This is a genomic window from Streptomyces sirii, assembly GCF_045690365.1.
GTDB lineage: Bacteria > Actinomycetota > Actinomycetes > Streptomycetales > Streptomycetaceae > Streptomyces > Streptomyces sirii.
Genome location: NZ_CP147982.1, coordinates 8,444,064 through 8,467,296, shown reverse-complemented (window position 1 = coordinate 8,467,296; position 23,233 = coordinate 8,444,064). Strand labels below are relative to the sequence as shown.

Below are 23,233 nucleotides of genomic sequence, written 5' to 3'. Positions count from 1 at the left end.
CGCTGTACCGATGTTCCCCGAGGCCGTGAAGCCATGCACAGGACCCATGCACAGGACCCACGCACGGGAACCCTGCGCTGAACCACTCCCCCGCCGCGCGCCGAAGTGTGCGGTGCGCGCGCCCGAACAGCGGGTATCACCCTGGGGAATCCGCATTCTTGCGCTCCCGGGAGCCGCTCATGAGGCACACCCATCCCCAGCCCGGCGACATCGGACTCACCCAAATCTCCGGCGTCACCGGCCGGTTGATCCGCTTCGGGCAGTGGATCAACGGCGACGGTTTCGCCGACTACCAGCACGCCTTCCTGGTCCTGCCCGACGAGCGGCTGCTGGAAGCCCAGCCCGGCGGGTCCCGCATCCGGCCGCTCACGGACTACGCCGACGCCGATGTGCTCTACGTGTACCCGGAGGGGCTCACGGAGCAGCAGCGCGCCGGAATCTGCGCGGCGGCCTCCCGCTACGTCGGGGTGCCGTACAGCTTCCTCGACTATCTCGCGATCGCCACGCACCGGTTGCGGATGCCCGTTCCGGGGCTGCGGCGCTATATCGCCAGCACCCGGCACATGATCTGCTCCCAGCTCGTCGACCAGTGCTATCTGGACGCCGGCGTGCATCTGTTCGTCGACGGGCGCTGGCCCGGGTATGTGACGCCGATGGCGCTGTACAACATCCTGGGCCGCTGACGCCGCCCGAGCCGAGAAAGCGGGCGGCACGAGGGAACGGGCGGTGTGGGGCGCCGGAGCCGGCCATCCGGCTGCTGGACCAGCGCCCCTTGCTCGTTCTCCACGGTCGCCCGCGCCCGCGGGGCGTGCGCGCCGGTGATCAGGTACCGGACTTGCGGCCGTAGACGTAGACGTCGTCGCCGGTCTTCAGCAGGGACCAGTACTTCTTCGCGTCGCCGTCGCGCATGTTGACGCAGCCGTGCGAGCCGGGGGCCGACCAGACACTGCCGCTGATGGAGTGGAAGGCCTGACCGCCGTCGAAGAACTGGCTGTAGGGCATGGGGACGTCGTACAGCGTCGACACATGGTGCAGGTTGCGCCAGTAGATCTTCTTGGCGCCGGGGCGGGTCTCGTAGCCGTCGCGGCCGCTGCGGATCGGCACCGGCCCGAACACCAGCCGCGATCCGTCCTGTATCCAGCTGAGCTGGCGGGTCAGGTCGACGCAGGCTATTCGCCCCCGGCTGGTGGGGCATTTGCCGGCTTTGTTCGGATTGTGGCCGGCTGCCTTCTGCTGTGCGACCAGGCTCATCACGCCCCAGGTGACGGGACCGGCGTAGCCGATGTTCGGGGTGATGCCGTGACTGGTCTGGAAGGCGCGGATCGCCCGGCAGTCGGAGGCCGACTGCCGGCCGTCGACCCGGAGGCCGAGGAACTTCTCGGCCTGCTTCTGGTAGGGGCCGCGGCTCGCGGTGCAGGCGGACGCGGCGGTGGCGGCCTGGGCGGTGGGCCCGAGGGCCGCCGTCAGCGGCAGGGTCAGCGCGGTGAGGGCGAGCGCCGCGCCCACCCGGCGGCCGGAGCCGGAGCGCCGCGGTCTGCCGAGGCTCACCCGCCGTCGCAGGTTCAGTCGTGGTTTCATGCCGGGTAGGACTGTTCGCCCGACCTGTCGGTTGCAGACGTGACCGACCCGAAATAACTGCGTACGTCATATCCGGTCAGCCGGTGTGCCGCCGCCCACTCCTCACCCCGGCGCCTGGTCCGGCCCCCGTGCTCATCCGTGCCCCGGCGGCGACGCCGCCCCGGACGCGAACGCCGACGGATCAGCCTCCCACCATTCCTTCGCTTCCCTTGCGACCATGGGCCCGCCGCCGGGGCTGACGCCCTCCGCCCGTCGTCGCAATGGAGCCTGTATGACCGCCGCCAGTGCAGACCTGCTCGTCGATGCCTTCGGCCGTATCCGGGAGGTCGTCGAGGAGGTGGTCAGTGGGCTCAGCCCCGAGGAGCTCGCCGAGCGGCCCGACGACGCCGCCAATTCCATCGGGTGGCTGGTCTGGCATCTGACCAGGATCCAGGACGATCATGTGGCCGGAGCGGCCGAGGCGGAGCAGATCTGGATCTCGGACGACTGGTACGGGCGCTTCGGGCTGCCGTTCACGGCCGACGACACCGGATACGGCCACTCCCGCAAGGAGGTGGCGGCGGTACAGGACCTCAGCGCGCAGCTGCTGACCGATTACCACGAGGCGGTCCACGACAACACGGTGCAGTACCTCGCCGGGATCGAGGACAAGGACCTCAAGCGCGTCGTCGACCGCGCCTGGTCGCCGCCGGTCACGCTGGGCGTCCGGCTCATGAGCGTCATCGCCGACGATCTGCAGCACGCCGGCCAGGCGGCGTACGTACGCGGGCTGCTCGGTCGCTGAACGGTCGGGCGCCACGGCCGGGCGTCGGTGGTGCGGCCGACCGCGGCGTGGTGCACGGCCAGCGGGCGGGCGACGAGCCCATCGCCGGCGCCGGCCTCGAAGCGCCACCGGTAGAGCGCGCTGTCCCACTTGTCGAGGGTGCGGAGGCCAGGGCCATGAGTGCCCCGAGGGGCGGTTCGCGCTGGGCGGCGACCTCACGGGGCGTCCGGGGCGGGTACCGCACCCTCCGTGGCCGGCGGCGCGGGCCTCGCTCCGCCCCCTCCGTCCCTTGCGTCCCGACCAAGGCCGCTCCGAACTGCCGTGACAGGACGGGTTGTTGCACCGCGGAGCCGGGGCGGGACGAGCCGTTGCACCGCCCGGCGGTCCGTGCGCGGTGCGTGCGGACCTGCGCAGCGCATGCACCAAGTGCCTCGGATGCGCTCGGCGGACACCCCCGCAGCGGGTGAACGATCCCCCGGACCCCGTGGGGCATGCGCCTACGGCATGAGGGGTGCGCCCCTGCCCGTCAGAGCGGGTGCGCCGTGGGCAGGCATGCCCGTGCTCCGGAGGCAAGGGGGCAGACCGAGCGGCGACGGCGCTACCGCGCGCTCTGCCGATGCGAACTCTGTGCGTGGTTGTCTCATCCCCGTCGAATTCATGGCGCCGCACGGAAATCGCGGTCGGGCCCCGCTCGAACGCGATTTCCGCCAAGGCGTCACGTTTCCTGAATGGCCGCCAGGGAACTGCGCGGCAAGCGACGGGAGCAAACGCATGGAATTTCCGCAGGTATCGGAATCGACCGCCCGGAACGAATTCCGGGGCTACGGGGTCCGAGGCATCACGGCGGCAGCCGTACTGCTGGCGGCCGGCGCGCTGAACGTGGCGGCCGAGCAGCCGGCTCAGGCGGTGGCAGGCGGGACGTGGGACCGCCTGGCCGGGTGCGAGAGCGGAGGCAACTGGCGTATCGATACCGGGAACGGGTTCTCCGGAGGGCTGCAGCTCGCCCACTCCACCTGGCGCTCGTTCGGCGGCGGGGCGTACGGGACACGGGCGTCGCAGGCGTCCCGGGCACAGCAGATCAACGTGGCGGAGCGGGTGCTGGCCCGACAGGGATGGGGTGCGTGGCCCGCCTGCTCGGCCCGACTCGGGCTCAACTCGGCCTCGCGGCACACCGCCCCACGGGTCACCACCCCGCGCCCCGCACCGCGGCACCGGGCCCAGCCGCCGGCTCGCCAGCGGCTGCCGCACCCGCAGTTCCACGAGAAGCGGTACAAGCCGCGTCCGCATCGCAGCGGCACCACCGTCGTCGTCAACACCGGGGACACGCTGAGCGGTATCGCGCAGGAATTCGGGTGCCGCTGGCAGGAATTCCACCGGTTGAACCGCAAGGCGATCGGTGCGAATCCGGACCTCATTTACCCCGGCACCCGACTGGCCGTGCCGCGAAACCGCTCCCACTGAGCGCCGATTGAGCGGGAAGCGGGCAGCGGACACAAACTGAGCGCACCGTAGAACCGTCTCGAAACCCCGTTTCGAGACCCGATCCAAAACCCGTTACGGAATACCCGGGTATTCCCCAGCGGTGGGTTGCAGGCCGTCCGTGGCGCCGCGGACGGCCTGCCCGCGCGAGCGGACCCGGTGCGGATGCAGGGCCGGACGGGGCGTCAGACCTTGGTGAAGCAGAGCGTGTAGTTGCCGCTGCGGAAGCGCGCGCCCGTGTACACGATGCTGGTGTCGTACTGCGGCCCGCACTTCTGGCCGGAGCCGTCCAGCCGGTCGCCGGTCTTGTACTCGGCCTGGGAGGAGCCGCAGTCGACGACCAGCGGCCGCGGAGCGTCGGCGGTGCCCTGCATGTCGATGCAGTCACCGGTCTGCGGGGAGTACTTCTTGTTCTCCTCGGCCCGCGCGGACGCCGAGGCCTCCGCCTTGGCCTTGCCACCGTTGGGGTCGGTGTTGTAGTTCCACACGTACCAGGCGCCGCCGCCGAAGACCGCCAGCACGATGACGGCGGTGATCAGTCCCCGCAGCGGGCTCGCCTGCCGCTGCTGCGGCCGCTGCGGCCCGCCCGGCTGCTGCGGATACGCGTACTGCTGCGGCTGCTGCCCGTACGGCTGCTGCTGATAGCCGTAGGGCTGCTGCGGCGGCTGGTTCTGGTAGGGCGGCGGCGGTGCGGACACGACTGAGGTCCCCCATGGTTGACTGCACGAACGACGTCAACGCGTTGTTGACCGATGCAGGTTACCTGCCGTCAGCCGGCCGTCGGTCAGGCGGTCCCCCGCGCCCGGACGGCGCGCCGGGCTGGAGCCTTCCCGGCTCCAGCGCACCGGTGCGCCGGGGTGTGCAGGAGGGGCGATCGTCAGGCGGTCGCGTACACGCGGGTCGCGAACTCCGCGATCTGCTTGTCGTTGAGGTTCTTGGCGACGTTGGCCTCGGTGATCATTCCGACCAGGCGGTGGCCGCCCTTGACGTCGATCACCGGCAGGCGCTTGACGTGGTTGTTCTCCATGGTCTCCAAGGCCTTGGTGGCGTCCGCGTCGGCGTCGATCCAGTGCAGCTCCCCACCCAGGGTGCCGGCCTGCACGGACGCCGGGTCCACTCCTTCCGCACAACAGGTGACGACGATGTCGCGGTCGGTGATCATGCCCATGAGCTTGTTGTTGTCACCGCAGATGGGCAGGCATCCGACGTCGAGATCGCGCATCATCTTGGACGCGTCGTAGAGCGACTCATGCGCACCCACGCAGCGCACGCCGCCGGTCATGATGTCTCGGGCTCGCAGTTTGCCGGCCATGGTTCCTCCTGTCTCAAGGAGCGTTGCTTGCCTCGCCTTCGATGACACCACGAATGGCCCAACGACGCTTCCCGGGGAAGGGCCCGGCGGACCGTATTCGGCGACTGCCGGACCGGGCGCCGCCCCCGGGCATAGGGTCGACGCCCGTGATGCCGACGAACCCTTTCTTCGAACCGAGTGACCTGCCCTACGAGCTGCCGCCCTTCGCGCGCATCCGGCACGAGCACTATCTGCCGGCCTTCACCCGCGGAATGGCCGACCAGTTGGCGGAGGTGGCGGCGATCGGGAGCCGCGCCGTCCCGGCGACCTTCGAGAACACCGTGGAGGCGATCGAGCGCAGCGGTGCGCTCCTGGGCCGGGTCCGGCGGGCGTTCGCCACCAAAGCCGCGGCGGACACCGACGAGGAGATCCAAGCCCTGGAGGCCGAGATCGCGCCCCGGCTGGCCGCCCACGACGATGCGCTGCTGCTCGACTCCGCTCTGTTCGCCCGGCTGGACGCGGTCTTCGAGCAGCGCGAGCACCTCGGGCTGGACGCGGAGCGGCTGCGGCTGCTGGAGCGCCACCACTCACGCCGGGTGCGGGCCGGCGCACGCCTCGCACCGGAGCAGCAGCGGCGGCTGCGCGAGCTGAACACCGAGATCGCCACCCGGAGCATCGAGTTCCGCCGGAATCTGCGCGAGGACACCGCCCGCGCCGCGCTGGTGCTGGACCACGCAGAGGAGTTGGCCGGTCTACCGCCGGACCAGATCGCCGCGGCGGCCGAGAACGCCCATGCGCTGGGGCACGAGGGCAAGTTCGTGCTCAGCCTGAAGAACTTCTCGAACCAGACCGAGCTCGCCGCGCTCGAGCGCCCCGAACTGCGTGCGCGCCTGCTCGACGCCTCACTGCGCCGCGGCGGCGAGCGCAACGGCCCGATCGCCGTCGCGCTGGCCCGGCTGCGCGCCGAGCGCGCCGCCCTGCTCGGCTTCCGCAACCACGCGGCCTGGGAGCTCGCCGACCGGACCGCCGGCACCACCGACGCCGTCGAGGACATGTTCGACCGGTTGGCCGCCCCCGCCGTCGCCAGCGCCGAGCGCGAGCGCGCCGCCCTGGCCGAGGCCGCCGGTGTCGCGGAGATCGGCGCCGCCGACTGGCAGTACTACGCCGAGCGGGTCCGCAAGGAGCGGTTCGACCTGGACGCGACCGCGCTGCGGCCCTATCTGGAGCTGGAGCGGGTACTGCGCGACGGGGTCTTCCACGCCGCGGAGCTGGTCTACGGGATCACCCTGACCGAGCGCCCCGACCTGGTGGCGTACCACCCGGACGCCCGGGTCTTCGAGGTGCGCGACGCCGACGGCGGCCCGCTCGGGCTGTACATCGGCGACTTCCACGCCCGCGAGTCCAAGCGGGGCGGCGCGTGGATGGACTCTCTGGTGGTCCAGTCCCATCTGCTGGGCCAGCGGCCCGTGGTGGTCAACAACCTGAACATCGCCAAGCCCCCGGAGGGCGAGCCGGTGCTCATGACCTGGAGCGAAGTCACCACGCTGTTCCACGAGTTCGGGCATGCGCTGCACGGCCTGTTCTCCGACGTCCGCTATCCGCTGCTGTCCGGTCTGCAGGTGCCGCGCGATTTCGTGGAGTTCCCCTCGCAGGTCAACGAGGTCTGGGCGGACCGGCCCGAGGTGCTGGCCCACTATGCCCGCCACCACGCCACCGGAGAGCCGATGCCGGCCGACCTGCCGGCCCGTCTGCGCGAGGCGGAGAACTTCGGCGCGGGCTTCCGGATGGTGGAGCACCAGGCCGCCGCGGTGCTGGACTGGTCCTGGCACACCCTGTCCGCCGACGGCCGACTGCCGGGCGACGGCGAGGCGGAGGCGTTCGAGGCGGCCGCGCTGGAGCGCGCGGGGCTCGCCGTGGCCGCGATCCCGCCGCGCTATCGCACCGGCTACTTCGCCCACATCTTCTGCAGCGGGTACGCGGCCGGGTACTACGGCTACCGCTGGGCGGAGGTGCTGGACGCCGATGCCGTGCGCTGGTTCACCGAGAACGGCAAGACGGTCCGCGAGAGCGGTGAGATCTTCCGCCGGGAACTCCTCGCCAAGGGCGGCAGCGTCGATCCCATGGAGGCGTTCCGCGCGGTGGTGGGACACGATCCGGAGATCGGGCCGTTGCTGGCCCGGCACGGTCTCAAGCGTGTTGCAGAAGGCTGAGCGGGCTCCGGCCGGGGCCTCAGCACGTCTCGAACCGGGCCTGTCGCTCCCCCCGGAGGCGTCCGGCGGGGAGCTTGCGACCGAAGGCGACCAGCAGCAGGTCCTGGGCGGCGCCGGACAGCGGGGCGCCGGCGCCGAAGGACCAGTCGAGGTCGTCGGCGCGCAGTGCGACGCCGCCGAGGTCGGCCCCGAAGAACCTGGCGGACCTGGGGGTGACGTTGGCCAGGAGGAGGCGCACCCGGTCTTCGGGGACCCGGCGGTCGATGCCGAGGGCGACGGTGATGTCGAGGCCGTGCACCACGTCATGGCCCAACGCGGAGGCGAGCCCGCCGACCGGCGGCTTCCAGGGGTGGTGGGCGTTGTCGCGGAGGAAGGCGACGAGTTCGTCCGTCGAAGCGCCGGCGGCATCCCGGCGGGCCAGCCGGTCGGCCACCTTGTTGATGCTGCCGCCCGCCTTGACGAGTTCGGCGGCCACCTTGGGGAACGAGTAGCGGAATCCCATCGACATATGGGCCGCCACCTCCCGCACCCGCCAGCCCTCGCACAGGGTGGGAGCGTCCCACTGGGTGTCCGTCAGACCCGCCAACATGTCCGCGATCTCCCGGCGTTCGGCCGCGATCGCCGCTTTGATGTCCATGTTCCAAGGATCTTGGTCCTGGAGCCATAAGTCCAAGAGCTGGTGGTTCTCCGCTCCATAACCAGCGGTTCTAGAATCTCGCACCATGGAACTACGGCAGTTGCAGTACTTCGTCGCGGTGGCGGAGGAGGCGAGCTTCACCCGGGCCGCGGCCCGTCTGCATCTGGCGCAGCCCGGGGTGAGCGCCCAGATCCGGCAGTTGGAACGGGAGCTCGGTCAGCCGCTGCTGGACCGCTCCGGCCGTTCGGTGACGGTGACGGAGGTGGGCGAGGCGGTGCTCGCGTACGCACGGGCCGCGCTCGCCGCCGTCGAGGGGATCCGGTCCACCGTCGACGAGTTCACCGGGCTGCTCCGCGGCCGGGTGGCGATCGGCCTGATCTCCGGCGCCGCCATCGGCGCCTTCGACGTGCCCTCCCTGCTCGCCGACTTCCACGACGACCACCCCGAGGTGGAGATCGCGCTCACCGAGGACAATTCGGAGCGGATGCTCGCCGCGCTGCACGCCGGCTCACTCGATATCGCGGTGATCGGCCTCGCGGAGGAAGCGCCCCCGCAGGGCATCTCCCTTCAGATGCTGATCGATGTGCCGCTCGTCGCCGCCGTCGCACCGGACGATCCCCTCCTTGCGCCCCCGGAGCGCGGATGCGTCCCGCTGGCCGCGCTGGGCGACCGCCCGTTGATCAGCCTGCCGCGCGGCACCGGCCTGCGCGGTGTCCTGGAGCGGGCCTGTGCGCAGGCGGGCATCCGGCCCCGGATCGCCTTCGAGGCGGCCGCCCCGCAGGTGCTGGCGCAGCTGGCCGCCCGCGGTCTGGGCGTGGCTGTGGTTCCGGCGCTGCCGGCACAGGCGGCAGCGGACCTGGGGCTGCGCACGCTGAGGATCACCGAGCCGCAGCCGCGCGGCCGGGTCGCGCTGGCCTGGCGAACGCGGGGACCGGCCGGCCCGGCGGCCAGGGCGCTGCTGGAGCGGCTCCGCGGTACGTTGCCCGCGCCCGGTTGAGGCGCGGGCGCCGGCTCACCAGGCGGACGGGGCGTAGTCCTTCAGGAAGCAGCCGAAGAGGTCCTCGCCGAGTTCGCCGCGAACGATCGGGTCGTACACCCGGGCCGCGCCGTCGACCAGGTCGAGCGGGGCGTGGAAGCCCTCGTCGGCCAGGCGCATCTTGTCGGGGTGCGGGCGCTCGTCGGTGATCCAGCCGGTGTCCACGGCGGTCATCAGGATGCCGTCGGTCTCCAGCATCTCCCGGGCGCTGGTGCGGGTGAGCATGTTCAGCGCGGCCTTGGCCATGTTGGTGTGGGGGTGTCCGGCACCCTTGTAGCCGCGGCTGAACTGGCCCTCCATCGCGGAGACGTTGACCACGTACTTACGGCGCGCGGCGGCCGCGGCCATCGCCGGGCGCAGCCGGCTCACCAGCAGGAACGGTGCGGTCATATTGCACAGCTGGACTTCCAGGAGCTCGACCGGGTCGACCTCGTCCACCTTCTGGATCCAGCTGTTGCTCGCGTGCAGGTCCGGGACGAGCCCGCCCGCGTCGATCGCGGTGCCCGCCTCGATGCGGGCGAGCGAGGCGGAGCCGGTGGTCAGGGCGAGGGCGGTGACGTCCTCGGCGGTCAGCCCGCCCTGCCCGGCGGTCGAGGCGGCGGGGAGGGCGGCGGGGGCACCGCTGCCGAAGTTGCCGAGGACGAGGGAGGCCGGCAGCTCACCGGCGGGCAGCGGCGCCGACTCGGCGGCGAGCAGCTGCCCGTACGCCTCGGGCGAGCGGCGGACGGTCTGCGCGGCGTTGTTGATCAGGATGTCGAGCGGGCCCTGTGCGCTCACCTCGTCGGCGAGCGCGAGGACCTGGGCGGGGTCGCGCAGGTCGATTCCGACGATCTTCAGCCGGTGCAGCCACTCCGCGCTGTCCGGCATCGCCTTGAACCGGCGGACGGCGTCGTTCGGGAAGCGGGTGGTGATCGTCGTGTGGGCGCCGTCGCGCAGCAGCCGGAGCGCGATGTACATGCCGATCTTCGCCCGCCCGCCGGTGAGCAGCGCGCGCCTGCCGGTGAGGTCCGTACGGGCGTCGCGGCGGGCCCGGTTCTCCTGGGCGCAGGGCCGGCAGAGCTGGTGGTAGAACGCGTCGACCTCGGTGTAGCGGGACTTGCAGGTGTAGCAGGACCGGGGGCGCTGCAGGATTCCGGCGATCTCCGAGGTCACGGAGCTGGTGAGGGCCAGGCCCTGGGTCTCGTCGTCGATCCGGTCGGGCGCTCCGGTGGCCGTGGCCGCGGTGACGGCCTTGTCGTTGGCCGTCTTCGCCGCCCGGCGCTCCTGCCGCCGGCGCTGCTTGACCTTGCGGTAGATGCCCGCGGTGGCGCGGCGTATGGCGATCGCGTCGGGGTGGTCCAGCGGCAGCGCGTCCAGCTCTTCGAGCACGCTCAGGCAGACCGCCATCCGCTCCGAGTCGATACCCGCGCCATCGGCCCGGCCTGTTTCGGTCACCGTCATCGCCGCTGCCGCTTTCCTGGGATCGTACGTTCTATTGTTCGTGCTTCGGCGGAACTGTACGTAGACGGGGACCCGTCCGCCAAACCGGTGCGGGCCCGGCACCGGGCCCGCACGGCCGCGTCAGGTCACCGCGTCGTGCCCCAGCTCGATATCGCAGTCGCTGCGCCCGGCGGCTCGGACCCGCACCGAAGCGGCCACCGGCGGGTAGCCGCCGGCGATCAGCGTGTAGGCGCCGCCGTCGAGGTCGGTGAGGACGTACGCGCCGTCCCGGTCGCTGGTGGTGGTGCGCACCACATGGCCCGCCGGGTCCAGCAGGGTCACCCGGGCGTCGTCCACCGGCCCGCCGTCCACCGTGCGTACGGTGCCGCGGACCCGGGCTCCCGGCTTCAGCCGGATCCGGTAGCGGTTGCGGGTGCCGGCGGCCACCTCGGCCGGGAGGGCGGCGGGACGGTGGTGCTCGGCGCTGACGGCCACGGTGTAGCCGCCCGGGACCAGTTCGTCGAAGGTGAAGCCGCCGTCCCGGCCGGTCCGGCCCGAGGCCACGACCTCGCCGCGGACGTCGGTGACCACGACGAGCGCGTCGGGCACCGGGACGTCGCCGCGCTCCGTACGGACCTCACCGGCCAGGCCCGCCGCGCCGCTGAGGGTCAGGTCGTAGGACAGGGGTCGCTCGCCCACCACGACCGTCACCGCCTGCGGCCGCCGGGCGTCCCCGGAGGCGATCAGCACATAGGTGCCGGCGCCGGTCACGGGCACGGCGTAGCCGCCGTCGGCCGCGGTGGAGGTACGGCCGAGCTGCCGGCCACCGACGGTGATCACGGTGAGGGCGGCGTCCGCCACCGGTCGGCCGGCGCCGTCCCGTACGGTGCCGTGGATCGACGGGCCGGCCGGGCCGGGGGGCTCGGTGGGCGCCGGTGCGGCGTCCGCGGTGCCGGCGTCGTCCGTACTGGTGTGATCCGTACCTTCGGCATCCGTGCCGGCGGCCTCCGCCTCCGCACGCGCCTGCAGCCCGGAGACCTGCCGCAGCGGCACCTCCTTGATGAACCACATCAGCAGGAAGGCCAGCGCGACGACGACCGCGCCGATCAGGAAGACGGTGTGCATCGAGTCGGCGAAACCGCGCTTGAACGGCTCGGCGAGACGCGGGTCGAGGTGCTGGATGAACGACGAATCGCTGAGCACTCCGGAGGAGTCGCCGCTGCCGCGGTGCCCCAGCATGTCCAGTACGGGCTTGTTGGCCGGGTCGCGCAGTACGGCGGGATCGTGCAGCGCGGCCTGGAAGCGCTCGGCGGACGCGGCGCTGCGGAAGGCCGCGGAGATCTTGTCACCGACCGTGCTGAACAGCACCGACAGGAAGACCGCGGTACCGGCGGTGGCACCCATCTGCCGGAAGAACGTGGACGAGGCGGTCGCCACTCCCATGTCCCGCGGCGGCACCGTGTTCTGCACGGCGAGCACCAGGCTCTGCAGACAGCCGCCCAGGCCGAGGCCGAAGACCAGCATGTAGGCCATGGTCTCCCACAGCGGGGTGTCCCACTGGACGCGGAGGTGGAAGAGCAGCATCCCCGCGACCATCAGCGCGGTGCCGACGAGCGGGAAGACCTTGTAGCGGCCGGTCTTCGCGGTGATCTGGCCCGACGCGACCGAGGCGATGATCATGCCCGCCATCAGCGGGAGCATCTCCAGGCCCGACGTGGTGGGGCTGGCACCCTTCACGATCTGGAGGTACTGCGGGATCAGCAGCATTCCGCCGAACATGCCCATGCCGATCAGCACGGACAGCAGGCTGATCTTGCTGAAGGTGCCGTTGCGGAACAGCCGCATCGGGATCAGCGCGTCGTCGCCGACCCGCCGCTCGACGAGGATCCAGGCGAGGATGCCGACGGCGCCGACGACGTAGCAGGTGAGGGAGCGGGAGGAGTCCCAGCCCCACTCCCGGCCCTGCTCGGCGACGAGCAGCAGCGGGACCACACCGACGGAGATGGTGAGCGCCCCCCACCAGTCGATGCGGTGGTCGCGCCGGGTGTGCGGGATGTTGAGGACCTTGGCGACGACGAACAGCGCGAGGGCGCCGATCGGTACGTTGACCAGGAAGACCCAGCGCCAGCCGGTGATGCCCAGCAGCTGGTCCTGGCCGGCGAGGGCGCCGCCGATCAGCGGGCCGGCGACGCTGGAGGTCGCGAAGGTGCCCAGCATGTAGCCCTGGTACCGGGCGCGTTCCCGCGGCGGGACGATGTCACCGATGATCGCCAGCGCCAGCGACATCAGGCCGCCGGCGCCCAGGCCCTGCACCGCCCGGAACGCGGCGAGCCCGGTCATCGAGGTGGAGAAGGTGCACAGCACCGAGCCCACGACGAAGACGCCGATCGCGGCCAGGTAGTACGGCTTGCGGCCGTGCAGGTCGGACAGCTTGCCGTAGAGCGGGGTGGCGATGGTCGAGGTGATCAGATAGGCGGTGGTCGCCCAGGCCTGCTGGCTCAGGCCGTGCAGATCGTCGGCGATGGTCCGGATGGAGGTGCTGACGATGGTCTGGTCGAGTGCGGCGAGGAACATCCCCAGCATCAAGCCGCTGAGGATGGTGAGGATCTGACGGTGCGGCAGGTCCCCCGGCCCGGATATCGCCCGGGGCCCGGCTTCGGGAGGGGAGGTGGCGGTGCTCATGTACGTATCTCTCCCTGCTCCACGGCGGCTCCCTGGACTCCCCCGGGACCCGGCCGTGTGTGGTGTCGTTCTGCCCTGTCCTCGTTGAGGGGCCCCAACGGCCGACCTGCTCGGCCCGGCCCTGGGTGGCCACGGATCAAGGAGCGCGACCCGTTCGGTGCCGCGCCGACGGCGGTGGTGGCGAGGGCGCCCCGCCCCGCATTGCTTGTACGTTGCAAGGTTAGCGGGGCGGGCGGCGCGCCGCGGCTCCAAGTCCCCGGCCGGCACGGGCGGTTGGGATCACCGGGCGGCGCTCACCCGGCGCCGTCCGTACACCGTTCCTCGTCCTTGACCACGGTCAGCGTGATCTGCCGGCCCTTCACGGGCGTACCCGGTGCCGGCTGCTGTCCGCAGACCTTCCAGGAGGCCGGCCACAGCACATGGCGGCCCGCGCCACGGCCGTCCTTGAACCGGATTCCGGTGTCGTAGTCCAGTGCCTGGAAGGCGTCCACCAGGCCCCGACCGGTCACGTTGGGCATGGTGCGTCCGTCGGCGTGGGCGAGTCCGGCCAGTGCCAGCGCGGACAGGACCAGGGCCGCGGCGGTGCCGGCCTGCGCGGTGCGGGTCCTCGCGGTGTGGTTCTTCGCGGTGAGGTTGTCGTTCACCACTGGGGAACGATCTTCGTCGAGGACGGTCACTTGCGGGCCGCGGGCTCCTGCTCCTGTGGGCCCACCAGGTCACGGGCGAGTGCGACGCGGGAGAGCAGGAGGGCGCCCCACAGGACCAGGGTCATGCCCAGCGCTTCGGGGAGCAGCCACCAGCCGGTCCGGATCCGCTCGTCGAACAGGGTGATGCCCAGGGACAGGCTCACCAGCGCGTCGCCGAGCGTGTCCACCGGCTGGGAGGCCGTCAGCGGGCCGGACTGCATGGCGTTTTCGTAGAGGAACAGCGCCAGCACTCCGACGAGCGCGAAACCGTAGGTCTGCCAGGACGTGAAGAACGCGCCGGGGCCGCCGACCTCCCAGGCGTGGGTGGCGTCCTTCATCAGTGCCGCGGTGAGTGCGTAGGCGATCGCGGCCGACGCGGCGAAGCAGGCCGCCCGCACGCCGCCCGCGCCCCGGCGCAGTGCGGCGCCGACCGCCGTGGCGATCACCGCGGCGCAGACCGCGAGGGCGGGTACCCAGCGGCTGAACGGAGCGTTGTCGTTGCCGATGGTGGGCGCGGCGGCCGCGAGCGCGGACCCCAGGCCGACGACGATCAGCGCCACGCCCGTCCAGCCGACCCGCGAGATCCGCCCGCCGAGGATCAGCCGTCCGATGATCAGGGTCAGCGGCAGTTCGAGGACGAAGATCGGCTGGACCACCGACAGCGCGCCCTGCGACAGCGCCAACGCCTGGAAGCAGGCGGCGGCGATGACCGCGAGCATCCCGCCGAGCCAGGCGGCGCGGTGCAGCAGATCGACCAGCAGGCCCAGGCGCAGCCTGGAGGAGAGCGGGATGGTGCGCGCGGCATGGCGCTGCAGCGCCGTGGCCAGACCGTTGCTGGCCGCCGCGAACAGCGCGAACAGCACGGACGGCCATACGCTCATGCGTCCTCCTCGTGCGCCGTTGCCCGCCGTCGACGCTATCCGGACGGCGGCGGGGACCGGCCGACGACACGGGCGCGGCGGCCGGGGGCACTGCGCCGGACGACGGTATCCGGTGCCCTCGGCGGTCGCGCACAAGGTGGCGCAGCAGCCCTCGGCAGGCTCGAAACGGCAGGTCAGAGGCGCTTTCCGAAGGGCCGTGGGTGGCGCAACATTGCGGCAACACCACTGCCCGGGATGCCTCGGTATGGTCCACCGCAGGCCGGCCCGGACCGCGGCGGCCGGCGCTCGCGGGGCCGGTCGCGCCGCACGGCCTGAGCCCCTTTCGCCCCGCTCCCCCGCCCTCCCGCCGCTCCTGCCTTGGAGACCGCCATGTCCCTGGTACCCCAACGGGCCGATGTGCCCGTGACCATCGACGAGTCGAAGTGCATCGACGGCTGCACCCTCTGCGTCGACATGTGCCCGCTCGACTCTCTCGCCATCGACCCGGCCAGCAACAAGGCGTACATGCACGTCGACGAGTGCTGGTACTGCGGCCCGTGCGCCGCTCGCTGCCCCACCGGCGCGGTCACCGTCAACATGCCCTACCTGCTGCGATGAGAGGCACCACCATGGATATCCCCGCTCTGGACTCCGCCGGGGAACTGTCCTGCGACGTCCTCGTCATCGGCGGCGGCACCGCCGGAACGATGGCCGCGCTCACCGCCGCCGAACACGGCGCGTCGGTCCTGCTGTTGGAGAAGGCGCACGTCCGCCACTCCGGTGCGCTGGCCATGGGCATGGACGGCGTCAACAACGCGGTCGTCCCCGGGCGGGCCGAACCCGACGACTATGTCGCCGAGATCACCCGCGCCAACGACGGCGTCGTCGACCAGTCCACCGTCCGCCAGACCGCCACCCGCGGCTATGCGATGGTGCGGCGGCTGGAGTCGTACGGCGTGAAGTTCGAGAAGGACGAGCACGGGGCGTACGCGCTCCGGCAGGTGCACCGCTCCGGCTCGTATGTGCTGCCGATGCCGGAGGGCAAGGACGTCAAGAAGGTGCTCTACCGGCAGCTGCGCCGCCGCGAGATGCGCGAGCGCATCCGGATCGAGAACCGGGTGATGCCGGTGCGCGTCCTGACCGGGCCCGACGGCCGGGCGATCGGGGCGGCGGGCTTCCACACCCGCACCGGCGGCTTCGTCGCGATCCGCGCGGGCGCGGTGATCCTCGCCACCGGTGCCTGCGGCCGCCTCGGCCTGCCCGCCTCCGGATATCTCTACGGCACGTACGAGAACCCCACCAACGCGGGCGACGGCCATGCCATGGCGTACCACGCGGGCGCCGAGCTGACCGGTATCGAGTGCTTCCAGATCAACCCGCTGATCAAGGACTACAACGGCCCGGCCTGCGCCTATGTGGCCAATCCCTTCGGCGGCTACCAGGTCAACCGGCACGGCGAGCGGTTCGTGGAGTCCGACTACTGGTCGGGGCAGATGATGGCCGAGTTCGCGGCCGAGACGGCCTCCGAACGCGGACCGGTCTACCTCAAGCTCAGCCACCTCCCGGAGGAGTCGGTGGCGGCGCTGGAGACCATCCTGCACACCACCGAGCGGCCCACTCGCGGCACCTTCCACGCCGGGCGCGGGCACGACTACCGCACCCACGACGTGGAGATGCACATCTCCGAGATCGGGCTGTGCGGCGGCCATTCGGCATCCGGTGTCCGCGTCGACGACCACGCCCGCACCACCGTGCCCCGGCTGTACGCGGCCGGCGACCTGGCCTGCGTCCCGCACAACTACATGATCGGCGCGTTTGTCTACGGCGACCTTGCGGGCGCGGACGCCGCCCGATTCCGCGCGTACGAGGGCGAGTTGCCCGCGGACCAGCTGCGCGCCGCCCATGAGCTGATCTACCGGCCGCTGCGCCATCCCGACGGCCCGCCCCAGCCGCAGGTCGAGTACAAGCTGCGGCGGTTCGTCAACGACTACGTCGCCCCGCCCAAGAGCGGCGCCCGGCTGTCGCTGGCCGTCGAGCACTTCGAGCGGATGCGCGCCGAGATCGCCGGCATGGGCGCCCGCACCCCGCACGAGCTGATGCGCTGCGCCGAGGTCGGCTTCATCCGCGACTGCGCCGAGATGGCCGCCCGCTCGTCGCTGGCGCGTACCGAGTCCCGCTGGGGCCTCTACCACCAGCGCACCGACCATCCGGGGACCCACGACGGCGACTGGCTGTGCCACCTGGACCTGCGGAAGTCCGCCGCCGGGCGGATGGAGTTCACCGCCCGCCCGGTGGCGCCGTACCTCGTCCCGGTCGAGGGGTACGCCCCGGTGGGCGGCGCCGTCCGCTTCCTCGGCGAGGTCCATCCGGAGCAGGTCTCGACGGCGGGGCGGCGGGACACACCGCCGGTGGGTTCCGTCTCCGGTTCCCGGCCCGGGACCGCCGGGCGCGCCGCCGAGTCGGGGTCCGCTCCCGGTGCCCCCTCGCCACGGATCCTCGAACTCCTCGCCCTTGCCGAGGACCAGCCGGACCTGGCGGCGCTCGGCCCGTACCTCGCCGACCCCGACCCCGCCGTACGCCGCGCGGCGCTCGACGCGCTCACCGAAAGCGTGCCGCCGGGCACCGGCCCGGCCCTCGCCGCCGCGCTCGCCGACACCGACGCCGCCGTACGGGCGGCCGCCGGCGCCTCGCTCCGCGAACTGGTCGAGGTGCTGGTGCCGGAACCGGGGCTGCGCGCGCCGCTGGCCGCCGCGGTACGCGGGCCCGACCCGCGGGTACGGTCGTCAGCCGTGGAGGTGCTGCGCGCGCTCCGCCTCGGCGACCGTCCCCTGTTCGCCGCCGCGCTCGCCGACCCCGACGTGGACGTCCGTATCCAGGCCGTCCGCGCGCTGGTCTCCGTGGACGCCGCCGACGAGCTGCGGCGGGCCGCGAAGGACGCCTCCCGCGAGGTCCGGGTGGCCGCCGCGCACGCCCTGGGCACGATCGGCGGGGCGGCCGACCTGGCGGCGCTGGTGCACGACGAGGACGTCCTGGTACGGGCCGCGGCGCTCGGGGCGCTGGCCACCACCGGCTGCCCGCCGCCGTACGAGTCACTGGTCGTCGCGGCGCTCGACGACCCGGCGTGGCAGGTCCGGGCCGGCGCCGCCCAGGCCCTGGCCGCCGCCCGCCCCGAGTCCGCCGTGGCCGCGCTGCGCTCCGCCCTCCGCGACGGCCACGCCGACGTCCGCAAGGCCGCGGTGCTGGCGCTGCGGGCCCACGCCGGGCGCGCGGACGCCCGCGGCGCGCTGGCCGCGGTCGCCGACGACCCGGACGCCGATGTGCGGGCATACGCCCGGCTCGCCTCGAAGGAGTGACACACGTTCGGGCCCTCCCGGTGGCCCCTCGGTCCCCGCGGCTGAAGGCTGGGGGCCGAGGGTCCGTCCGTCCCGCGCAAGGAGTCCCTGATGGCCCCCACGTACCGCTACGACGACCTGAGCGCCCTGTTCGTGAACTGCACGCTCAAGCGGTCCCCGGAGACGAGCAACACCGAGGGGCTGGTCGAAAAGAGCCGCGCCCTGATGGCGGAGAACGGGGTGGCCACCGAGGTGATCCGCGCCGTCGACCACGACATCGCCACCGGTGTGTGGCCGGACATGACGGAGCACGGCTGGGCGTTCGACGCCTGGCCGGAGCTGTACGCGAAGGTGCTGGCCGCGGACGTCCTGGTGCTCTGCGGACCGATCTGGCTCGGCGACAACAGCTCCGTGATGAAGCGGGTCGTCGAGCGGCTCTACGCCTGTTCCAGCGTGCTCAACGACCGTGGCCAGTACGCCTATTACGGCCGGGCGGGCGGCTGTCTGATCACCGGCAACGAGGACGGGGTCAAGCACTGCGCCATGAACGTCCTCTACAGCCTCCAGCACCTCGGCTACACGATTCCGCCGCAGGCCGACGCCGGCTGGATCGGCGAGGCCGGGCCCGGGCCCTCGTATCTGGATCCGGGCTCGGGCGGTCCGGACAACGACTTCACCAACCGCAACACGGCGTTCATGACCTGGAACCTGATGCATCTCGCGGCGATGCTCAAGCGGGCCGGCGGCATCCCGGCGCACGGCAACCAGCGCACCGAGTGGGACGCCGGCTGCCGGCCGGGCTCCGCCAACCCCGAGCACCGCTGAGCGCCGGGGATCCGGGCCGCGCGGTATGCCGAACGATCCGCTCCCGCCGTACTCCGCCCGATGGCCCCGGTACGTCGAGTTCGCGCCGGGCGTCCTGGTCGCCGGCGGGCTGCTCTGGGACACGCTGTCACCGGAGGAGTACTGGGGCGATCCCATGCTGACGGCGGCCAGTGTGACGGCCGGTGCGCTGCTCTCGCTCCAGCACACCCTCGTGATCGGCGTCGTGATCATCGTCGGTGTCGCCCTGCTGACGGTGAAGGACGGCACCGCCGGCGACATCGTGGGCTATCTGGAGCTGATCAACACGGTCTTCGCCGCGCTCATGGGCGTCGGTGTCAACTGGGTGGTCGCCCGCCACGGACGCTCTTTGGACATCATGCGCACGGTCGCGGAGGCCGCCCAGCGCGCCGTGCTGCCCGCGCCTCCGGAGCGCATCGGTTCCCTGACCACCGCGGCGCGCTACCAGGCCGCCCAGAGCGAGGCCCGGATCGGCGGCGACGCCTACGCGGTGCAGCGCACTCCGTTCGGCGTCCGGCTGCTGATCGCCGACGTCCGCGGCAAGGGGCTGGACGCGGTGAGCGCGGTGTCGGTGCTGCTGGGCGCCTTCCGGGAGGCCGCCGAGGAGGAGCCGGGGCTGCCGGCGCTCGCCGACCGGATGGAGCGCGCGCTGCTGAGGGAGAGCGAGCAGACCTCCGAGGAGGTCCGCCTTGAGGGCTTCATCACGGCCCTGATCTGCGAAATCCTCCCGCAGGGCGGCGGGCTGCGGCTGCTGAACTGCGGCCACCCCGCGCCGTATCTCTGCCACGGCACCGAGGTCCGGGCGCTGGAGACCGGCGAGCCGGGCCTGCCCCTGGGCATGGGCGGGCTGGGCGTGCCGCGGCCGGAACCGACCGACCGGCCCTTCCCGCCGGGCAGCACTCTGCTGCTGGTCACCGACGGCGTGACCGAGGCCCGGGACCCCGGCGGAACGTTCTACGACCCCGCGGTGCAGCTCGCGGGCCGGGGACCGTTCCAGGAGCCGCGGGAGGTCATCGACCTCCTGGCGCGGGAGGTCGAGCGCTGGACCGGCGGGCCGCGCGACGACGACATGGCGATGCTCGCGATCACCCGTCAGCCGATGCCGACGCCGAATCTCCTCGTGTGATACGGGCCTTGTGGGGCGAGAAATGAGAAGATCGAGTAGAGCATCAGCATCCGCACCGAGCGTGCCATCGCTCCCGCGCAGATCGGAGTTGATGTGTCCGACAACAGATCAGCACTGCACAACGGATCCGCACTCCACGACAGTTCGCCACGGCACGACAGCTCGGCGGCGCACAACAGATCGGCTCTGCTGAGTCAGCGCGCCGCCGTCATCCTCCTCCTGGGCGCCCTCACCGCCATCGGTGCCGGAGTGCTCACCTGCTTCAACGGGGGCACGCTGGCGTCCGCGGCCCTCGTCGGCGGCGCGGCCTTCGGCGCCGGCGTCACCTTCTTCCATACGGTCATCGACTGAGCCGTCCACCGATCCGGCCGCCCGGCGCCTCGCGGCGGGCACCGCCGGGATTATTGAAGGAGAAATCACCCATCGGCGGGCGGCTGCCGGGCCGGCCCGGCGGGCCGAGTGGGACACCGGCGGAATTCGCGGCCCCGCATACGCTGCGCCGCCGCACTGCAAGTGCCAGACTTGAGGCACCGCGCCCGGCCGCCGGCCGGGGCCCTTGTCGCCGAGGGGAACATCATGACCTGGGCATCTTGGACCACTGTCGGGATCCACGCCCTACCCGGCGCGGTTCGCACCGAAGAGATCGGCGTGATCAACGGCGACCTGACCATCCATACGACCTGGTCGGAGAACCTGGCCCATGTGGCCGTGCAGCACACCGGGTCCTCGGACTGGTACACCATGGTCGGCAGCCCCGTGCCCTGCCCGTCCGAAGAGGCCAGCCGCAGCTTCCATCAGGCCGTGGTCGAAGCCGTCCGGGGCGGGGAGCGGGCCGACGCCTCCCTTGAGGAGCTCTTCGATCCGCAGGGGGCGGCCGCCGCGGCGGACCAGCCGGGCCGCCCGAACAGCGACGCCTAGAGACCTCTCGGCCGCCGGATCAGGGCCGGAGGGGCCATGGCTCGCGCGCTGCCGTCTCGATCACCTGGCACATCGATCGATCGTCTGCCGCCTCGACCGGCGTCCGCTCGGCGCGTAGCGGCGCCGCTGCTCAGCGCGCCCCCGCCGCGACGCCCCGCCCGTCAGGGCACACGCTTCCCCGCGCGGTAACCGCGCCGCTCCCGGCTGCGCCCCGGCGCGTCCCGCCGCGCCTTCGGTGACGGCCAAGGGAGCTTCGCGCTTTTATCGGCCCGGCACCGGCAATTCCCGCCGGTGGCCGGGCAACCTTTTCGCGCCTCTTCATGTCTGTTGAGACAGACCACAATTGGTCACCTCGCGGCTACCCATAGGTGATCAATTGTCAAATTTAGACCACAAATCTCGAATACTGATCATTTAGCTTTACATGCCCATGCCAGGGCATACAGGGTTTGCGCGGGGTCACACGGCCCCCGCGGTGCACAACAACACCGCGTGTACGGGCGGTTGGCCTGTCGATCGCCCCACAGCGCTAAGGACCCCCATCAGTGCGTAGACCCCACATACGCAGCCGCCGCCTGGCCATAGCCGTCGCGGTGGCCACGGCCGCGACCCTCACGGCCGGTGCGGCGACCGCCGTCGGCGCGACCAGCGCGTCTCCCGAATCCCACTCCCCCTCCTCAACTCCCTCCACCGACAAGGTCGTTGACGCGGCACGTGCGGCCGCGTACGCACACGCCACGGCCACCGGAGTCGGCAAGCAGGACACCCTCAAGGCCACCGACACGATGGTCGACCCGGACGGCCGACAGCATGTCCGTTTCGTCCGGACGCACCGCGGACTGCCGGTGCTCGGCGGCGACCTCGTCGTCCATCTGACCGCCACCTCGGCGTACGAGGGCGTGACCCGGGCCTTCAACCACAAGGTCGACGTGCGCACCACGGACCCGAAGCTGTCGGCCGATCAGGCCCGGTCCAAGGCCGCCACCGTGGCCAAGGGCGACGCCGGCGAGCCCGAACTGGTCCTGGCCGCCCGGGACGACCAGACGACGTTGGCCTACCAGGTGCAGGTCGCCGACAGCCGTACCGCCGAGGCCGGTGGCGCCCGTACGGTCGTCCTCGACGCGACCTCCGGGGCGGTGCTCAGCAACACCCCGGAGAACGACTCGTTCCTCTCCCCCGCCCTCATGGACAAGCTGCGCGAGCGGGGCGAGCGGCTCAACCCCGTGACCGGGCTGCTGGCTCCCCCCGCGCCCGCCACGGGCACGGCGGCCAAGGCCCCCGGCTTCCCGTCCGCGGCCAAGGGGACCGGCTCGTCCCTCTTCGTCGGCAGTGTGCCGCTGTCGACCACCCAGACGGCGAAGAAGTCCTTCACCCTCAAGGACCCCACCCGCGGCAACACCGAGACCCGGGACGCCGGCGACAAGGAGCTGGAGAAGTTCACCGGCGGCAAGGCGTTCACCTCCGCCACCAACCGCTGGGGCAACGGCACCACGAGCGACCGGGCCACCGCCGCCGTGGACGCCCAGTACGGCATCACCAGCACCCTGGACTTCTACAAGAAGACCTTCGGCCGCAAGGGCATCAAGAACGACGGCCGCGGCGCCCGCGCCCTGGTGCACTTCGGCAAGAACGTCGGCAACGCCTTCTGGTCCTCGGACTGCGGCTGCATGCTCTACGGCGACGGTGACGGGAAGACCTTCGCCAAGCCGCTGGTCGTCCTGGACGTCACCGGCCATGAGCTCAGCCACGGTGTCGTCGACGCGACCGCCAACCTCCAGCCCACCCGCGTCGACGCCGAGGGCAACCAGTTCGGCGAGCCCGGCTCGCTCAACGAGTCGCTGGCGGACATCTTCGGCAGCGCGGTGGAGTTCGCCACCGACAACCCCAAGAACCCGCCGAACTACCTGATGGGTGAGAAGCTCGGCCTGGAGCAGAAGTTCCTGCGCCGTCTGGACAAGCCGTCCCTGGACAAGCTCGAGGGCACCGTCGACTACTGGTCGAAGGAGTCCTACGACACCGAGGTGCACGCCGGCTCCGGCGTCTCCTCGCACGCCTACTACCTGCTCGCCGAGGGCAGCGGGAAGAAGACGATCGGCGGGGTGGCCTACGACTCCCCCACCGTCGACGGCTCCAAGGTGACCGGCATCGGCCGGAGCAAGGCGACGGCGATCTTCTACCGGGCGCTGACCCGGTACATGGTCTCCACGACCGACTTCCACGACGCCCGGACCGCGACGCTGCACGCGGCCAAGGACCTGTACGGCGCCCAGAGCACCGAGTACAAGACCGTGAAGAAGGCCTGGGCCGCGGTGAACGTGACGGCGGCCAACACTCCGTCAGCCAAGCACTGAGCACGGGCCCCGGCTCGTGTGG

Annotated in this window: 20 protein-coding genes; 12 read left to right on the top strand and 8 right to left on the bottom strand. The window is 71.9% G+C overall.

Going from position 1 to position 23,233, the window contains the following annotated elements; genetic code table 11:
• Positions 1-179 precede the first annotated feature (179 nt).
• Complete coding sequence (locus WAB15_RS37690) at positions 180-683, top strand: hypothetical protein (RefSeq protein WP_399148444.1); 504 nt, start codon at positions 180-182, stop codon at positions 681-683.
• Positions 684-822: 139 nt separating this feature from the next.
• Here the strand turns inward: WAB15_RS37690 and WAB15_RS37685 are convergent, their stop codons facing one another.
• Positions 823-1,578: a L,D-transpeptidase family protein gene (locus WAB15_RS37685; protein WP_407289070.1), complete on the bottom strand. Its 756-nt coding sequence runs from the start codon at positions 1,576-1,578 to the stop codon at positions 823-825.
• Positions 1,579-1,849: 271 nt separating this feature from the next.
• On the opposite strand from WAB15_RS37685, the gene WAB15_RS37680 reads away from it, so the two are divergent.
• Both WAB15_RS37680 and WAB15_RS37675 read left to right on the top strand, forming a co-directional pair.
• Positions 1,850-2,362, top strand: coding sequence for a mycothiol transferase (locus WAB15_RS37680; protein ID WP_407289069.1), 513 nt, complete (start codon positions 1,850-1,852; stop codon positions 2,360-2,362).
• A 750-nt stretch (positions 2,363-3,112) separates the two neighbouring features.
• Complete coding sequence (locus WAB15_RS37675; RefSeq protein ID WP_399148441.1) at positions 3,113-3,802, top strand: transglycosylase family protein; 690 nt, start codon at positions 3,113-3,115, stop codon at positions 3,800-3,802.
• 203 nt (positions 3,803-4,005) lie between these two features.
• Here the strand turns inward: WAB15_RS37675 and WAB15_RS37670 are convergent, their stop codons facing one another.
• Positions 4,006-4,518 carry a hypothetical protein gene (locus WAB15_RS37670; protein WP_407289068.1) on the bottom strand — a complete coding sequence of 171 codons (513 nt, stop codon included), beginning with the start codon at positions 4,516-4,518 and terminating at the stop codon, positions 4,006-4,008.
• Positions 4,519-4,697: 179 nt separating this feature from the next.
• Positions 4,698-5,132, bottom strand: a complete 435-nt coding sequence (locus WAB15_RS37665) for a CBS domain-containing protein (RefSeq protein WP_399148439.1) — start codon at positions 5,130-5,132, stop codon at positions 4,698-4,700.
• Between the two features lie 149 nt (positions 5,133-5,281).
• Between WAB15_RS37665 and WAB15_RS37660 the strand changes: the two genes are divergently transcribed.
• On the top strand, positions 5,282-7,321 hold the full coding sequence (locus WAB15_RS37660) for a M3 family metallopeptidase (protein ID WP_407289067.1): 2,040 nt from the start codon (positions 5,282-5,284) through the stop codon (positions 7,319-7,321).
• 19 nt (positions 7,322-7,340) lie between these two features.
• On the opposite strand, the gene WAB15_RS37655 is transcribed toward WAB15_RS37660, so the two are convergent.
• The gene (locus WAB15_RS37655) at positions 7,341-7,958 is read right to left on the bottom strand and encodes a maleylpyruvate isomerase family mycothiol-dependent enzyme (protein WP_399148437.1); all 618 of its coding nucleotides are present in this window, start codon (positions 7,956-7,958) and stop codon (positions 7,341-7,343) included.
• Between the two features lie 85 nt (positions 7,959-8,043).
• On the opposite strand from WAB15_RS37655, the gene WAB15_RS37650 reads away from it, so the two are divergent.
• The gene (locus tag WAB15_RS37650) at positions 8,044-8,955 is read left to right on the top strand and encodes a LysR family transcriptional regulator (RefSeq protein ID WP_399148436.1); all 912 of its coding nucleotides are present in this window, start codon (positions 8,044-8,046) and stop codon (positions 8,953-8,955) included.
• Between the two features lie 15 nt (positions 8,956-8,970).
• On the opposite strand, the gene WAB15_RS37645 is transcribed toward WAB15_RS37650, so the two are convergent.
• From WAB15_RS37645 to WAB15_RS37630, 4 genes are all read right to left on the bottom strand, one after another.
• Complete coding sequence (locus WAB15_RS37645) at positions 8,971-10,434, bottom strand: SDR family NAD(P)-dependent oxidoreductase (RefSeq protein WP_399148435.1); 1,464 nt, start codon at positions 10,432-10,434, stop codon at positions 8,971-8,973.
• A 120-nt stretch (positions 10,435-10,554) separates the two neighbouring features.
• Entirely contained in the window at positions 10,555-13,095 is a 2,541-nt protein-coding gene (locus WAB15_RS37640) for an MFS transporter (protein ID WP_407289066.1), read from the bottom strand.
• Positions 13,096-13,388: 293 nt separating this feature from the next.
• Complete coding sequence (locus WAB15_RS37635) at positions 13,389-13,742, bottom strand: PASTA domain-containing protein (protein ID WP_407289065.1); 354 nt, start codon at positions 13,740-13,742, stop codon at positions 13,389-13,391.
• A 26-nt stretch (positions 13,743-13,768) separates the two neighbouring features.
• Complete coding sequence (locus WAB15_RS37630) at positions 13,769-14,662, bottom strand: DMT family transporter (protein ID WP_407289064.1); 894 nt, start codon at positions 14,660-14,662, stop codon at positions 13,769-13,771.
• A gap of 369 nt (positions 14,663-15,031) precedes the next feature.
• On the opposite strand from WAB15_RS37630, the gene WAB15_RS37625 reads away from it, so the two are divergent.
• From WAB15_RS37625 to WAB15_RS37595, 7 genes are all read left to right on the top strand, one after another.
• Entirely contained in the window at positions 15,032-15,259 is a 228-nt protein-coding gene (locus tag WAB15_RS37625) for a ferredoxin family protein (RefSeq protein ID WP_384437254.1), read from the top strand.
• An 11-nt stretch (positions 15,260-15,270) separates the two neighbouring features.
• Positions 15,271-17,994, top strand: coding sequence for a fumarate reductase/succinate dehydrogenase flavoprotein subunit (locus tag WAB15_RS37620; RefSeq protein ID WP_407289063.1), 2,724 nt, complete (start codon positions 15,271-15,273; stop codon positions 17,992-17,994).
• 90 nt (positions 17,995-18,084) lie between these two features.
• Positions 18,085-18,798, top strand: a complete 714-nt coding sequence (locus WAB15_RS37615; RefSeq protein ID WP_399148431.1) for a flavodoxin family protein — start codon at positions 18,085-18,087, stop codon at positions 18,796-18,798.
• 25 nt (positions 18,799-18,823) lie between these two features.
• Positions 18,824-19,942 (top strand): PP2C family protein-serine/threonine phosphatase, encoded by a 1,119-nt coding sequence (locus WAB15_RS37610; RefSeq protein WP_407289062.1) that lies wholly within the window; start codon positions 18,824-18,826, stop codon positions 19,940-19,942.
• Between the two features lie 93 nt (positions 19,943-20,035).
• The gene (locus tag WAB15_RS37605; protein ID WP_393496024.1) at positions 20,036-20,293 is read left to right on the top strand and encodes a hypothetical protein; all 258 of its coding nucleotides are present in this window, start codon (positions 20,036-20,038) and stop codon (positions 20,291-20,293) included.
• Between the two features lie 225 nt (positions 20,294-20,518).
• Complete coding sequence (locus tag WAB15_RS37600; RefSeq protein WP_399148429.1) at positions 20,519-20,860, top strand: hypothetical protein; 342 nt, start codon at positions 20,519-20,521, stop codon at positions 20,858-20,860.
• Between the two features lie 545 nt (positions 20,861-21,405).
• On the top strand, positions 21,406-23,211 hold the full coding sequence (locus WAB15_RS37595) for a M4 family metallopeptidase (RefSeq protein WP_407289061.1): 1,806 nt from the start codon (positions 21,406-21,408) through the stop codon (positions 23,209-23,211).
• Positions 23,212-23,233 lie beyond the last annotated feature (22 nt).